This is a genomic window from Nonomuraea sp. NPDC048892, assembly GCF_040649735.1.
Lineage (GTDB): Bacteria > Actinomycetota > Actinomycetes > Streptosporangiales > Streptosporangiaceae > Nonomuraea > Nonomuraea maheshkhaliensis.
Window position 1 is genome coordinate 601,651 of record NZ_JBEZFZ010000004.1, and the last position, 13,161, is coordinate 614,811.

At 70.3% G+C, this 13,161-nt stretch carries 13 protein-coding genes; 6 read left to right on the forward strand and 7 right to left on the reverse strand.

Annotation, left to right across the window (positions count from 1 at the left end; translation table 11 throughout):
* Positions 1 to 47 precede the first annotated feature (47 nt).
* Positions 48 to 1,619, reverse strand: coding sequence for a M28 family metallopeptidase (locus AB0C28_RS16465; protein WP_358075149.1), 1,572 nt, complete (start codon positions 1,617 to 1,619; stop codon positions 48 to 50).
* Between the two features lie 145 nt (positions 1,620 to 1,764).
* Between AB0C28_RS16465 and AB0C28_RS16470 the strand changes: the two genes are divergently transcribed.
* A complete protein-coding gene (locus AB0C28_RS16470) occupies positions 1,765 to 2,610 on the forward strand; it encodes an aldo/keto reductase (RefSeq protein WP_357836647.1) in 846 nt (281 codons plus the stop codon).
* Positions 2,611 to 2,837: 227 nt separating this feature from the next.
* Here the strand turns inward: AB0C28_RS16470 and AB0C28_RS16475 are convergent, their stop codons facing one another.
* From AB0C28_RS16475 to AB0C28_RS16485, 3 genes are all read right to left on the reverse strand, one after another.
* Positions 2,838 to 4,793 (reverse strand): glycosyl hydrolase family 18 protein, encoded by a 1,956-nt coding sequence (locus AB0C28_RS16475; RefSeq protein WP_358075153.1) that lies wholly within the window; start codon positions 4,791 to 4,793, stop codon positions 2,838 to 2,840.
* A gap of 106 nt (positions 4,794 to 4,899) precedes the next feature.
* On the reverse strand, positions 4,900 to 5,628 hold the full coding sequence (locus tag AB0C28_RS16480) for an aspartate/glutamate racemase family protein (RefSeq protein WP_358075156.1): 729 nt from the start codon (positions 5,626 to 5,628) through the stop codon (positions 4,900 to 4,902).
* The gene (locus tag AB0C28_RS16485) at positions 5,625 to 7,088 is read right to left on the reverse strand and encodes an NCS1 family nucleobase:cation symporter-1 (RefSeq protein ID WP_357836638.1); all 1,464 of its coding nucleotides are present in this window, start codon (positions 7,086 to 7,088) and stop codon (positions 5,625 to 5,627) included. Before AB0C28_RS16485 ends, AB0C28_RS16480 begins: the two co-directional genes overlap by 4 nt.
* A gap of 124 nt (positions 7,089 to 7,212) precedes the next feature.
* Here AB0C28_RS16485 and AB0C28_RS16490 point away from each other — a divergent pair, with 124 nt between their 5' ends.
* The 5 genes from AB0C28_RS16490 to AB0C28_RS16510 all read left to right on the forward strand — a co-directional run bounded on the left by AB0C28_RS16490 (position 7,213) and on the right by AB0C28_RS16510 (position 10,549).
* Complete coding sequence (locus AB0C28_RS16490; protein ID WP_357836635.1) at positions 7,213 to 7,863, forward strand: XRE family transcriptional regulator; 651 nt, start codon at positions 7,213 to 7,215, stop codon at positions 7,861 to 7,863.
* 162 nt (positions 7,864 to 8,025) lie between these two features.
* Complete coding sequence (locus AB0C28_RS16495; RefSeq protein WP_358075159.1) at positions 8,026 to 8,301, forward strand: hypothetical protein; 276 nt, start codon at positions 8,026 to 8,028, stop codon at positions 8,299 to 8,301.
* A 1-nt stretch (position 8,302) separates the two neighbouring features.
* On the forward strand, positions 8,303 to 9,418 hold the full coding sequence (locus AB0C28_RS16500; RefSeq protein ID WP_358075162.1) for an RNA-guided endonuclease TnpB family protein: 1,116 nt from the start codon (positions 8,303 to 8,305) through the stop codon (positions 9,416 to 9,418).
* A 147-nt stretch (positions 9,419 to 9,565) separates the two neighbouring features.
* The gene (locus AB0C28_RS16505) at positions 9,566 to 10,072 is read left to right on the forward strand and encodes a phosphoenolpyruvate hydrolase family protein (protein WP_358075165.1); all 507 of its coding nucleotides are present in this window, start codon (positions 9,566 to 9,568) and stop codon (positions 10,070 to 10,072) included.
* Positions 10,073 to 10,132: 60 nt separating this feature from the next.
* Positions 10,133 to 10,549, forward strand: a complete 417-nt coding sequence (locus AB0C28_RS16510; RefSeq protein WP_357836623.1) for a cupin domain-containing protein — start codon at positions 10,133 to 10,135, stop codon at positions 10,547 to 10,549.
* 24 nt (positions 10,550 to 10,573) lie between these two features.
* On the opposite strand, the gene AB0C28_RS16515 is transcribed toward AB0C28_RS16510, so the two are convergent.
* From AB0C28_RS16515 to AB0C28_RS16525, 3 genes are read right to left on the reverse strand one after another with little or no spacing between them, the layout of a single operon-like run.
* On the reverse strand, positions 10,574 to 11,647 hold the full coding sequence (locus AB0C28_RS16515) for a 4-oxalomesaconate tautomerase (protein WP_358075168.1): 1,074 nt from the start codon (positions 11,645 to 11,647) through the stop codon (positions 10,574 to 10,576).
* Positions 11,647 to 12,345, reverse strand: coding sequence for a 4-carboxy-4-hydroxy-2-oxoadipate aldolase/oxaloacetate decarboxylase (locus AB0C28_RS16520; protein ID WP_358075171.1), 699 nt, complete (start codon positions 12,343 to 12,345; stop codon positions 11,647 to 11,649). The genes AB0C28_RS16515 and AB0C28_RS16520 overlap by 1 nt, the downstream gene beginning before the upstream one ends.
* Positions 12,342 to 13,085 carry a PIG-L deacetylase family protein gene (locus AB0C28_RS16525; RefSeq protein WP_357836613.1) on the reverse strand — a complete coding sequence of 248 codons (744 nt, stop codon included), beginning with the start codon at positions 13,083 to 13,085 and terminating at the stop codon, positions 12,342 to 12,344. Before AB0C28_RS16525 ends, AB0C28_RS16520 begins: the two co-directional genes overlap by 4 nt.
* Positions 13,086 to 13,161 lie beyond the last annotated feature (76 nt).

Consider the following 13,161-nt stretch of genomic DNA (forward strand, 5'->3'; position numbering starts at 1 on the left):
GAGCCGCCCCGCGCCTCCGGATGGGGGAGGCGCGGGGCGGCCGGGGGTCAGCTCGCGGAGATCGCGGGCCCGTGGGTGTGGGCCCGGGCGTCGCCGCTGCGTGCCGTCGGCGCCGGCGGGGTGATGCCGATCGTGCCGGTGTCGAAGGCGTAGCGGCCCGCGAGGGTCGCGATGGCGTCGGAGTTCACGTCCAGCGCCTTGTCGTTGATGTTCTTGATCGTGTCGCAGGAGCTGTGGTAGCAGGGGTCGAGCGGGATGCCGGCCGTGCCGCCGAAGATCGCCGCCTCCTCTTCGGTCTTGCGCACCTCGGCCCCGGTGAACAGGCCGCCCGACGGGATGCCGACCGCGATGAACGGCCCGTAGTCGGAGCGCCCGGTGAACGCCGTCGCCGTGAAGGGCTGCCCGCGCCTGGCGAAGAACTTCTCGAAGTCCTCCTCGATCACGTCGGATCCGGGCGGCCCGGCGGTGCCGAAGGCGTCACCGTCGCCGTCGTAGATGCCGAACGTGTAGTTGGGCGAGCCGATCATGTCGAAGTTCAGGTACAACGTGATCTTGTCCCGCTGCTCCTGCGTCAGCGAGTCCACGTAGTGCTGCGAGCCGAGCAGGCCGAACTCCTCGGCGCCCCAGAAGGCGAAGCGCAGCTGGTTCTTCGGCTTGATCTTGGCCATCTGCAGCGCGACCTCCAGGGTGCCGGCGCTGCCCGAGCCGTTGTCGTTGATGCCGGGCCCCTCCTGGACGCTGTCCAGGTGCGCGCCGAGCATGACGACGTTGTTAGGGTCGCCCTTCCTGCTCTGCGCGATCACGTTGTAGGTGGTCCTGGTCTCCACGATCGGGTCCCAGTTCATCTTGACCGTGCTGCCGGCCGCGGCCAGTTCCTGGCCGACGGCGAAGCTGGTGAAGAACGACGGGATCGTCACGCCGGGCCCGCCCAGCGTCGGGTTGAGGTCGACCTCCGTACGGCCCTCCTGCCCCTCGTTGAAGACGATGGCGGCGGAGGCGCCGGCGGCCATGGCGTTGTCCACCTTGACGCGGAAGTTGCAGGTGCCGCGCTGCATGAGCGCGACGTTGCCGGCGGTGAACCCGGCGAAGTCGCTCGCCTCGCACCCCGAGGTCGAGGAGTTCGGCGCCCCAGGCGGCAGCACGAGGTCCACGCCCTGGACGGTGCCGGTGACGCCACCGGCGGGCGAGTCCACCATCGCGACGTAGTCGCTGAAGAACCCGTACGTGTACGACTTGGGCGTCCCGTTCGTCTTCTGCAGCACGGGCGGCGTGATGTAGCCCTCGAAGGTGAACTCGAAGGGCTGGATCGTCACGTCGTACCCGGCGTGGCGCAGTTTGCCGGCCACATAGTCGCGGGACCGGTCGAAGCCGCGCGTCCCGGAGACACGGGTGTTGTCGTTCGCGGAGGCGATGGCCTGGAACGCCTTCAGGTGCTTCTTGACGTTCTTGCCGGAGACCGCCTTGACCAGCTTGTCCACGGCGTCCTTGGGCCCGTGTCCGTGTCCGGGCCCATGCCCAGGCACGCGGGCGTCGGCGGGGGAGGCGATGGCCAGGGGCGACAGGGCCACGGCGGCGGCGGTGACGGCGCCGAGCACGCCCTTGCGTAAGCGGGAACGCATGCTTGCTCCTCGAACGTGGACGGTGAATCGGGTCAAAATGCGCACGTGCTCCCGAAACGTATTCATCCGCGGGGTGATAGGGAAGATTGACCGCGTATCCGTTGCATCACGGACCTGGAACGTCGCACTCGAAACGGGGAACCGCATGTCCATCTCCCTCTCGTCCACCGGCACTGTCGCCCTCGGCGGCAAGACCGTGCACCGCCTCGGCTACGGGGCCATGAGTCTCACCGGGCCCGGCGTCTGGGGGCCGCCGCGTGATCACGACGAGGCCGTCAGGGTGCTGCGCCGGGTGGTCGAGCTGGGCGTGAACTTCATCGACACCGCCGACTCGTACGGGCCCTACGTCAACGAGGAGCTCATCCGCGAGGCGCTGCACCCGTACCCGGAGGACCTGCTGATCGCGACGAAGGCCGGGTTCGTGCGCACGGGGCCGGGCCAGTGGCATCCGGTGGGGCGGCCCGAGTACCTGCGGCAGGAGGTCGAGATGAGCCTGCGCCGGCTCGGCGCCGAGCGGCTCGGCCTGCTGCAGCTGCACCGCGTGGACCCGCAAGTGCCGCTGGAGGACCAGGTGGGCGAGCTGAAGGCGCTGCGCGACGAAGGCAAGATCGCCGACATCGGGCTGTCGGAGGTGACCGTCGAGGTGCTGGAACGGGCGCGGCGCGTCGTCGGCATCGCCAGCGTCCAGAACCGCTACAACCTCACCCTGCGCGACTCCGAGGACGTGCTGGAGCACTGCGAGCGGGAGGGGCTCGTGTTCATCCCCTACAGCCCCGTCGCCAAGGGGGCGCTGGCCGGGTCCGGCAGCCCCGTCGAGCATGTCGCCAAGGCCGTGGGGGCGACGCCTTCGCAGGTCGCGCTGGCCTGGCTGCTGGCCCGGTCGCCGGTGGTCGCGCCGATCCCCGGCACCTCGTCGATCGCGCACCTGGAGGAGAACCTGGGCGCCTCGACCGTGACCCTGACGGACGAGCACCTGCGCGAGCTGGGCTGAGCGGGCTCGGGCGGGCTCGGGCGGGCTCGGTCGGGCGGGCTCGGGCGGGCTCGGCTGGGCGGGCCGGCCCTCCCCGGACGGAGGGCCGGCCCGTATAGGGATCGGCCGATCGCTTGGTCGGCCGATCCCGCGACCGGCCGGCCGGCCGATCAGCCGGTGGGCTGGTCGGCCGGGTCAGCCGGTGCCGCCGTTCGGCCGGCTCGTGGCCGGCCGAACGGTACATCCGGTCAGCCCAGGCCGTTCTTCATGGCCGTGAGCAGTTCGGCGTTCGTGGTGTCGCCGCTGAGCTCCCAGAAGAACGCGCCGCCGAGGCCCTGGTTCTTCGAGTAGCTCATCTTGCCGCCGATGGTGGCCGGCGTGTCGTAGCTCCACCACTGGTTGCCGCAGTACGCGTACGCCGTCCCGCCGACCGTGCCGGTGGCCGGGCAGCGCGTCTTGAGCACCTTGTAGTCCTCGATGCCCTGCTCCCACGTACCCGGTGCCGGCCCGGAGGCCGAGCCGCCCGGCGCAGCCTGTGAGACCCCGGCCCAGCCGCGGCCGTAGAAGCCGATCCCGAGCAGCAGCTTGCTGGCCGGCACGCCCTTGCTCTTGAGCTTCTGGATCGCGGCGTCGGAGTGGAAGTTCGGGGTCGGGATGCCGTTGTAGGAGGTCAGCGGCGAGTGCGGAGCCGTCGGGCCCTGCGGGGCGAAAGCCCCGAAGTAGTCATAAGTCATGACGTTGTACCAGTCGAGGTACTGCGCCGCGCCGCCGTAGTCGGCCGCGTCGATCTTGCCGCCGTTCGTGCCGTCGGCGGTGATCGCGGCGGTGACCAGGTAGTTGGAGCCGAAGCGCGAGCGCAGCGCCGACATGACGTTCCTGAACGCGGCCGGGCCGCTGCTGTCGCAGGTCAGGCCGCAGGCGTTCGGGTACTCCCAGTCGATGTCGATGCCGTCGAACACGTCCGCCCAGCGCGGGTCCTCCAGCAGGTTGTAGCAGGAGTTGGCGAAGGCCGCCGGGTTCTGGGCCGCCTGGCCGAAGCCGCCGGACCAGGTCCAGCCGCCGAAGGAGAACAGCACCTTCAGGTGGGGGTACTTCTGCTTGAGCTTGCGCAGCTGGTTGAAGCTGCCGCGCAGCGCGCCCGCGTCCCAGGTGTCGGCGACGCCGTCCACGCTCTCGTTCGCCTGGTAGAAGCGGTCGTAGTCGGCGTAGCTGTCGCCGATCGTGCACTGGCCGTTCTGCACGTTGCCGAAGGCGTAGTTGATGTGGGTGAGCTTGGCCGCCGAGCCGCTGGTGTCGATGTTCTTGACGTGGTAGCCGCGCTGGTAGACGCCCCACTGCACGAAGTAGCCGAGGACCTTGTTGCCCCCGCCGCCTCCGCCGCCCGTGGTGGTGGCGCTGACGCTGTTGCTTTCGCCGGAGCGGTTGCCGGCGGCGTCGCGGGCGCGGACGGTGAAGGTGTAGGCGGTGCCGGCGTTCAGGCCGGTGTTGGTGTAGGTGGTGCCGGTGACGGTGGTGACGAGGGTGCCGCCTCGGTAGACCTCGTAGCCGGTGACGGCGACGTTGTCGGTGGAGGCGTTCCAGGCGAGGGCGACGCTGTTGTTGGTGACGCCGGTCGAGCGCAGGTTGCCGGGCACGGAGGGCGCGGTGGTGTCGCCGCCTCCGCCGCCTGTGGTGGTGGCGTTGACGCTGTTGCTTTCGCCGGAGCGGTTGCCGGCGGCGTCGCGGGCGCGGACGGTGAAGGTGTAGGCGGTGCCGGCGTTCAGGCCGGTGTTGGTGTAGGTGGTGCCGGTGACGGTGGTGACGAGGGTGCCGCCTCGGTAGACCTCGTAGCCGGTGACGGCGACGTTGTCGGTGGAGGCGTTCCAGGCCAGGGCCACGCTGTTGTTGGTGACGCCCGTCGAGCGCAGGTTGCCGGGCACGGACGGCGCCGTGGTGTCGCCGCCTCCGCCGCCTGTGGGCCGCCACAGGGCCGGGACGTTCGGGGGCTCCCAGCCGGGCTGGGAGGTGTGGCTCTGGACGCACTCGTACTCGACGCCGTTGTACGTGACGCGCGTGCCCGCCGAGTAGGCCGTCCACGCCGCCCAGTCGGCGAAGACGGCCTGGGCGGAGGCCAGCGCCTGCGGCGGCGCGGCGGCCAGGGCCGTGAGGGGAAGTGCCAGCGCCGCCAGCACCGCGAGGAGCTTGCTCAGGATCTTGTGTCTCATGACGCTCCGACATCCGGTTGGGGGGTGTGAGGGGTGAAGGATGCCAACTATTAGGAAAGTTTCCTTTAAGTTATGAGACCGACCGTAGTTCCTGTCTGGGATGCCGTCAATATGTGAAGTCGCGTAGTAAGCCGGAGTATCGCTTCGGAGGCGGGGGCGCGTACTCGCCGCGCGTGCTGGTCCGCAGGCCGAGCGCCACCAGCGACTCGGCGAACCGGGTGGCCGCGCTCACGCCGTCGATCACCGGCACCGACGTCGCCCGCGACACCTCGGCGCAGAAGTCGGCCATGCCCGCGCACCCCAGCACCACCGCATCGCTGCCGTCCCGCTCGACCGCCTCGGCGCAGAGCCGGATCACCGCCGCGCGGGCGTCGGGATGCTCCAGGTCGAGGACCGGGATGTCGCAGGCGTGCACGCCCTTGCAGGCGGTGGCGAAGCCATAGTGGTGGGCCAGGTCCCAGGCCCGGCCCACGGTCCTGGACAGGGTCGTCACCACGCTGAAGCCGCGGCCGAGCATGGTGGCGGCGTGCATGGCGGCCTCGGCGATCCCGAGCACAGGCCCGGTGGCCAGCTCCCTGGCGGCGTCGAGGCCGGGGTCGCCGAAGCAGGCGATGACGTACGCGTCCACGCCCTCCCGCTCGCCCGCCGCCACCTCCGCCAGCACTCCCGGCACCGCCAGCGCCTCGTCGTAGTGACTCTCGATCGACTCCGGGCCCATGGAGGGACTGACGGCCGTCACGGTGGTCCCCGGGGACGCCACCGCCCTGGCGCAACGACCGATCGCGTCGGTCATGGCCAGGGCGGTGTTCGGGTTGATCACTTTGAGGTGCGTCATGCGGCGGTGATCCTGGGGTTGCGGCGCTCCAGGACGATCATGGCCGCGAAGCCCAGCCCGCAGCCGATGAACCAGCTGTAGTCGGCGATCCAGGTCACGTCCACCGCCGTGATCAGCTTCGGCACCAGCACCGACGCGATGGCGGGCCCGCCGCTCGCGACCGTGGCCCAGATCGCGTTGGGGTTGTAGCCGCGGCTGAACCAGTAGCGCCCGCCCGGGTCCATCGTGAACAGCTCGTCCACCGACACCCGCTGCCGGGCGCAGACGTAGTAGCCGGCGATCAGGATGCCGAACAGCGGCCCGATCAGCGCGCCCAGCAGGCCGAGCGTGTAGTGGATGGCGTCGGGGTTGCCGTACCAGTTCCACGGCGTGAGCAGCACCGAGCCGACCGCCGCGATCATCCCGCCGGTACGCCAGCTGATCCGCTGCGGGCTGACGTTGGAGAAGTCGAAGGCCGGTGAGATGAAGTTCGCCACGATGTTGATGCCCACGGTCGCGACGACGAACGTCAGGCCGCCGAGCAGGATCGCGAACGGCGTGTCGATGCGCTGCACGGTGTGGATCGGGTCGGTGATCAGCTCACCGAAGACCGGCACCGTGGCCGACGCCGTGATCACCGTGAGCAGGGAGAAGAACAGGAAGTTGATCGGCAGGCCGAGGAAGTTGCCCCGCTTGACGGCCTCGAAGCTGCGCCCGTACCGGGAGAAGTCGCCGAAGTTGAGCATCGGCCCCGAGAAGTACGACACCACCAGGGCGATGGCGCTCAGCATCACGGGGATCGACTCGGCGAAGCCGAGGCTGTCGCCCTGCGACAGGTCCAGGCTGATGTTCTCCCAGCCCGCCTGGCTGACCAGGTAGCCGGCCAGCACGAGCATGACCACGTACACGGCGGGTCCGGCCCAGTCCACGAAGCGCCTGATCGCGTCCATGCCGCGCCAGAACACCGCCGCCTGCGCCACCCACAGGATGGCGTAGCAGATGTAGCCGAGCACGGACAGGCCGAGGAAGGTCGGCTCGTTCAGCGCCGCGGTGGCGGGCCAGAACTTCAGGAAGATGATGATGAGCGACTGCGAGGCCAGGTACGTCTGCACGCCGTACCAGGCGATCGCGATGGCGCCGCGCACGATGGCCGGGATGTTCGCGCCCAGCACGCCGAAGACGGCGCGGTTGATCACCGGGTACGGCACCCCGGTCACCTGGCTCGGCTTGGCCACCAGGTTGCAGAAGACGTTGACGATGACGATGCCCGCGAGCAGCGCGAACAGCACCTGCCAGCTGGCCAGGCCGAGCGCGAACAGGCTGCCCGCGGTCACGTAGCCGCCGACACTGTGCACGTCGGACATCCAGAAGGCGAAGATGTTGTACGACGACCAGCTCTGCTTCTTCAGCGGGGCCAGGTCCTCGTTGGTGAGCCGGGGGTCGTAGGACGGCGGGGACGTGGTGGTGGCGGGTTGTGTCATCTGCGGCATCCTTGGGGGGTGGGTTCGCCGGAGTGTTAAGTGATGGCTTAACACTTAGGTCGAATGTATGCCCGGACACCCGGGCGCTGATTGCGTCCGTGTTAACAGTTGGCGATGGGGGCCCATGGACCTGGAAGCGCTCGGCGGCGAACATCTCGGCCGGCGGCTGCGCGAGCTGCGCGCCGGGTCGGGCAAGTCGCTGCGGGCGGTGGCCCGTGAGCTGGGCATCTCGGCCAGCGCGGTGTCGCAGATCGAGCGCGGGACGATGCGGCCGTCCGTCAGCCGGCTGATCGCCTACACGGCCGCCATCGGCGTGCCGCTGTCGGCTGTCTTCGACGAGCACGAGCCCGCCTTGGGGTCCGCTGGCTCGGGTGCCGCTGTATCGGGGTCCGCTTTTTCGGGTGCCGCTGTTTCGGGGTCCGGGTCCGTGCCCGGTCTGGCCGTGCGGCGGGCCGGGGAGGTGGCGCCGATCGTGCTCGGCGGCGGGGTGACGTTCCGCCGGCTGTCGCCCGGGGCGACGCCGGATGTCGAGTTCTTCGAGTCCACGTACCCGCCGCACGCGGTCTCCACCGCCCACGGGAGCTTCCTGCGGCACGAGGGCTACGAGGTCGGGACGGTCACGGCGGGGGAGCTGACGATCGAGTTCGAGTCGGAGGTGGTCACCCTGGGGGTGGGCGACTCGATCACGTTCCCGTGCGACCGGCCGCACAGCATCGGCAACCGCTCCGCCACCGTCACGGCGGTCGCGACCTGGCTCATCGTCCACGCCCGCTGACCGCTCGGGACGGCCGGCCCGTGGGTGCGGCGGACGAGAGCCGCGCACGGGCGCGGCCGGGGAGCGCGCGCACGGGCGCGCGCGTCTTTGGAGGCGTGACCGCGCGTGTGGCCGGGGGAGGCCACAGGGGGCGGAGAACCCGAGACCGCGAGGAGGCCGGACATGGCCGTGCTGCTGCTGGGGACCTTCGACACCCAGGGCGCCGAGTATGCCCACGTCCGTGACCTGATCATGGCGGCCGGACAGACCACCGGCCTGTCGGCCAAGGCGGCCGAGGCCGGCGGCGTGGACCTGATCATCAGAAACCTCCGAGGAAACCCCCGCCTTCAGGCGGAGGAGAAACCGGATCCCTGCGGAGCAGCGCAGGAACAGATGATTCGCCACCAGCCGAACCGTCGTATCGAACAAGCGCGCGAATTGTCCTTGATCGTTTGGTAGGATGCAGGGCGTGGCGCAGATCGTGAAGCGGGCCTACAAATACCGCTTCTACCCGACCTCCGAGCAGGCCTCGCAGCTTGCCCGGACGTTCGGCTGCGTCCGTCTCGTCTACAACAAAGCCCTCGAAGAGCGCACCCGCGCCTACAACCTGGAAGGCAAGCGGGTCTCCTACGCCGAGTCGTCGGCGATGCTCACCGAGTGGAAGCGCAGTGGCGAGTTCGCCTTTCTGTGCGAGGTGTCGTCGGTCCCTCTTCAGCAGGCGTTGCGGCATCTGCAGGCGGGGTTCGCGAACTTCTTCGCCAAACGCGCCAAGTACCCGACGTTCAAGTCCCGCAAGAAGTCGCGGGCGTCGGCGGAGTACACCCGCTCGGCGTTCCGCTGGCGCGAGGGCGAATTGACGCTGGCGAAGATGGACGCTCCGCTGGCGATCGTGTGGTCGCGTCCGCTGCCGGAGGGCGCCGAGCCGTCCACGGTGACCGTGAGCCGGGACGCTGCGGGGCGCTGGTTCGTGTCCATCCTGGTGGAGGAGAACGTCAGTCCGTTGCCTCCTACCGCGCGGAACGTCGGTGTGGATGCGGGCATCACCGCCCTGGCCACACTCTCCACCGGCGAGAAGATCGTCAACCCCCGGCACGAGCGCCGCGACCGGCGCAAGCTCGCCAAAGCCCAGCGGGCGCTGTCCCGCAAGGAGAAAGGCAGCGCCAACCGGGCCAAGGCTCGCCTGAAGGTGGCCCGCGCTCACGCGCGGATCACCGACCGGAGAAGGGATCATCTGCACAAGGTCACGACACGGCTCGTTCGCGAGAATCAAGTGATCGCCGTGGAAGACCTGGCTGTTCGGAACATGCTTCGCAATCAGTCGCTGGCCCGCGCCGTCTCGGACGCGAGCTGGCGCGAGATGCGGTCGATGCTGGAGTACAAGGCCGCTTGGTACGGGCGCACGCTGGTGGTGGTGGACCGCTGGTTCCCCTCCAGCAAGCTGTGCCCGGCCTGCGGCACCGTGCAAGAGACGATGCCGCTGAACGTCCGGCTGTGGCAGTGCGCCTGCGGCACGGCCCATGACCGGGATGTGAACGCGGCCAGGAACGTGCTCGCCGCCGGGCTGGCGGAGAGCTGAAACGCCTGTGGAGCCGGTGTAAGACCTCAACGAGACCCCTCTCGGGCGGGCGACTGGCCGTGAAGCAGGAAGGCCCATGGGCGACCGTGGGAATCCCCTTCCTTCAGAGGGGGAGGTGTCAACATCTACAACTCCGGCCGGTTCAGGATGGCCGGGCGCGGTTCGCTGGCGGGGCTGATGCCGCAGTTCCTCGACCAGCTGGCCGCCATGGGCTTCGCCGGCGTGCAGAACTTCCCCACAGTCGGCCTCATCGACGGCGTCTTCCGGGCGAACCTGGAGGAGACCGGCATGGGGTTCGGCCTGGAGATCGAGATGATCCGGCTGGCCGCCGAGCGCGGCCTGCTCACCGCCCCGTACGTGTTCACCGCCGAGCAGGCGGAGGCCATGGCACGGGCGGGCGCCGACATCCTGGTGCCGCACATGGGCCTGACCACCAAGGGCAGCATCGGCGCCAAGACCGCGCTGACCCTCGACGAGTCGGCCGTCCGCGTCCAGGAGATGCGTGACGCCGCCGTCGCGGTGAACCCCGACGTCATCGTCCTGTGCCACGGCGGCCCCATCGCCGAGCCCGACGACGTCCGCTACATCCAGGAGCGCACCTCCGGCGTCGCCGGCTTCTTCGGCGCCTCCTCGATGGAAACGCCTGCCCGCTGAACGGGCCATCGCCGACCAGCTCAGGGCCTTCAAGGGCCTGCCCGCCTAGGAAAGGGTCACATGCACCGCGAACCGGACTCCGTCCCCACGATGCTCTTCGACTGGGGCTCCATCAAATGGCACGTGACGCCCGGCAGCGTGCCCGGCGCCTCGTCCACGCTGGGTGAGGTGGTGATCAACCCGAACAAGGGGCACGACCGCCACCTGCACCCCCACTCCGACGAGATCCTCTACATCATCGAAGGGGAGGGGTGCCAGACGGTCGGAGACGACCCGGAGTTCCCGGTCAAGGCCGGTGACGCCGTCTGGATCCCCATGGGGACGCTGCACTCGACGTTCAACACCGGCTGGCGGCCGCTGCGGATCATCGCCACGTACACGCCGGGCGGTGAGGAGGAGGCGCTGCGCGACCTGCCCGACTTCGTCGAACTGGCCCCCGGCGAGCACCCCACCTGGACGGTCGGCCCGGCGAAGTAAGCCCCGGCGCGCGCGGGAGCCGGGTCAGGAACGGGGGAAGAGAGTGCCGTCGAAGAGCTTGCGCGCGGTGCGGACGTTCGCGGCCCGCACCGCCGTGGGCGGGCTCGTGGACAGGTCGAGCTCCACCTCCACCTGCAGATGGCCGGTGGGATGCTCGACGTCCACCCGGCTGCCCGCCGGCAGCCGGGCGTGGCGGCGCGCCACCCCGTGCTCAAGCAGCGCCGCCGTCACGACGCTGATGGCGCCCAGCACCCCGATCGCCGCGTGCGGCCTGAGCGGGATGAACGTACGGGTGCACAGCGCCCCACCGTCCCTGGGCGGCGCCACCAGCGTGGTCTTCGGCACCGGCCGGCGCGTCACGTCACCGAGCCCCATGAGTTTCCCGGCCTGCAGGCGCAGCGACTGCACCCGCTCGCGCAGCCCCTCGTCGGCGGCCAGTTCCTCGTGCGGCTCATACCCGGTGATGCCCAGGTCCGAAGCCGCCGCGACCACGACCGGCATGCCGTTGTCGACGCACGTCACCTCGACGCCGTCGATCACGTCCACCTCGCGGCCGGTCGGCAGCAGGCCGCCGGTGGCCGAGCCGGCCGTGTCCTCGAACCCGAGCACGACGGCGGCGGCCGTCCCCGGCACGCCGGAGATGGCGGTGCCGCCCCGGTAGTCGACGCGCCCGCCGGGCGTGGGGAAGCTCGCGGTGGCCGCGCCGCCGGAGTTCAGCAGGCGGATGCGCACCTCGGTGTGCTCGCGGCCCGGCGTGACCAGCCCGCGCTCGACGGCGAACGGGCCGACGCCGGCCAGCAGGTTGCCGCAGTTCTGCGCCGCCGAGACCACCGGCTCGTCCACGGCCACCTGAAGGAAGAGGTAGTCGAGGTCGGCCGACGGGTCGGCGCTCGGTGACACCACGGCGACCTTGCTGGTCAGCGGGTGCGCGCCGCCGATGCCGTCGATCTGGCGCGGGTCGGGGCTGCCCAGGGCACGCAGCAGCAGGTCGTCGCGCTCGGCCGGGTCGGCGGGCAGGTCGGAGGCCAGGAAGTAGGCGCCCTTCGAGGTGCCGCCCCGCATCAACATGCAGGGCACACCCTCATTGACCGCCGTCATCAGTCACCGTCGTACTCCTTCGCGCTCACGTACGTGATGCCGAGTCCGGGCAGGCGTTCGCGCAACCCGTAGCGGTCGAGGCCGAGTTCGCCCTTCTCGAACGCCTCCCGCGTCGCCGCCTCCTTTGCGGCCCGCGCGGCGGAGGCTTCGATGCCCCGCTCCAGGTCCTGCCGGGGACACACGAGCACCCCGTCGTCGTCGGCGATGATCGCGTCGCCGGGCCGGACGACCTGCCCGCCGATCGTGACCGGCACGTTGACCGCGCCCGGCGTCGCCTTCACCGTGCCCTGCGCGCTGACCGCCGAGCTCCACGCGGGAAAGCCCATCGCCCGCAGCTCCGCCACGTCGCGTACGCCCGCGTCGATCACCACGCCGCGCACGCCGCGGTGACGCAGCGCGGTCGCGAACAGCTCGCCGAACATGCCGTCCGTGCACGGCGACGTCGTGGTGACGACCAGGAGATCGCCCTCCTGGCACTGCTCGACCGCGACGTGGATCATCAGGTTGTCGCCCGGCCAGCACACCACGGTGACCGCGTTGCCGCCGGTCCGCGCGCCCGGCCAGGCGGGACGCAGCCCGGGGCCGAGGTAGCCGGTGCGGCCGAGGGCTTCGTGCACGGTCGCGACGCCGTACGCGGCCAGGGTGGCGATGCGGTCGACGGGCGCCCGCGAGATGCCGGTGACGACCACGTTCCTCATGCGAGCACGTCCGTGACCTGCGGGTAGAGCCGCATGTACGCCTCGCCCATGGTGTCGTGCGCCAGCCCCAGGTTGGGCCCCGCGTTGCGCTTGAGCTGCACGCCGCGCCGCTTGGCCAGGTCGGTGTAGTAGTCCCACATGTGCTGCTGGGCCGGCAGGCACTCCATGGCCTTGCGCTTCCTGTCGAAGGCCGGGGTGATGTCGAGCAGCAGGTCCGGCTTGAAGTCGCACTGCTCGGGCTGGTGCGGCTCGAAGAAGAACACCGGTGGCGCGCCGAGGGGCGCGCCGGGCGCGTCGTAGCCGGCCGCCTGCGCCAGCACGCGCGCCTGCAGCGCCATGCGGGCCGCCGCCGGATGGTCGCCGTTGTACGGGTCCGCCAGCGGATGGGTCAGCACCACGTCGGGTTCGAGCTCCCGGTAGACGCGGACGAGCCGGTCGACGAGTTCGGTGCTCTCGATCAGCGGGTAGTCGCCGGCGTCGAAGAACTCGATCTCCGCGCCCAGCGCCGCGGCGGCGTTCTGCGCCTCCTCGCGGCGGATCGCCTTGATCTCGTCGAGCGTACGGCCGGCCCGCCACGCCTTCGCGGACTCGCCGCGTTCGCCGAAGCTGAGGCAGACCACCTTGGCGCGCTCGCCACGGCTGGTGGCGAGGGCTATCGCGCCGCCCGCGCGCCAGACGAAGTCGCCCGCGTGGGCACTGATCACCAGAAGGGTGCGGGATGAGGTCTTTGCCGAGGTCACCCAGCCGACGCTAAAAGCCGATCGGCAAGATTGTCAACACTTTCGCTCGCAATCCACGCACGGTCGCCGACTCCGC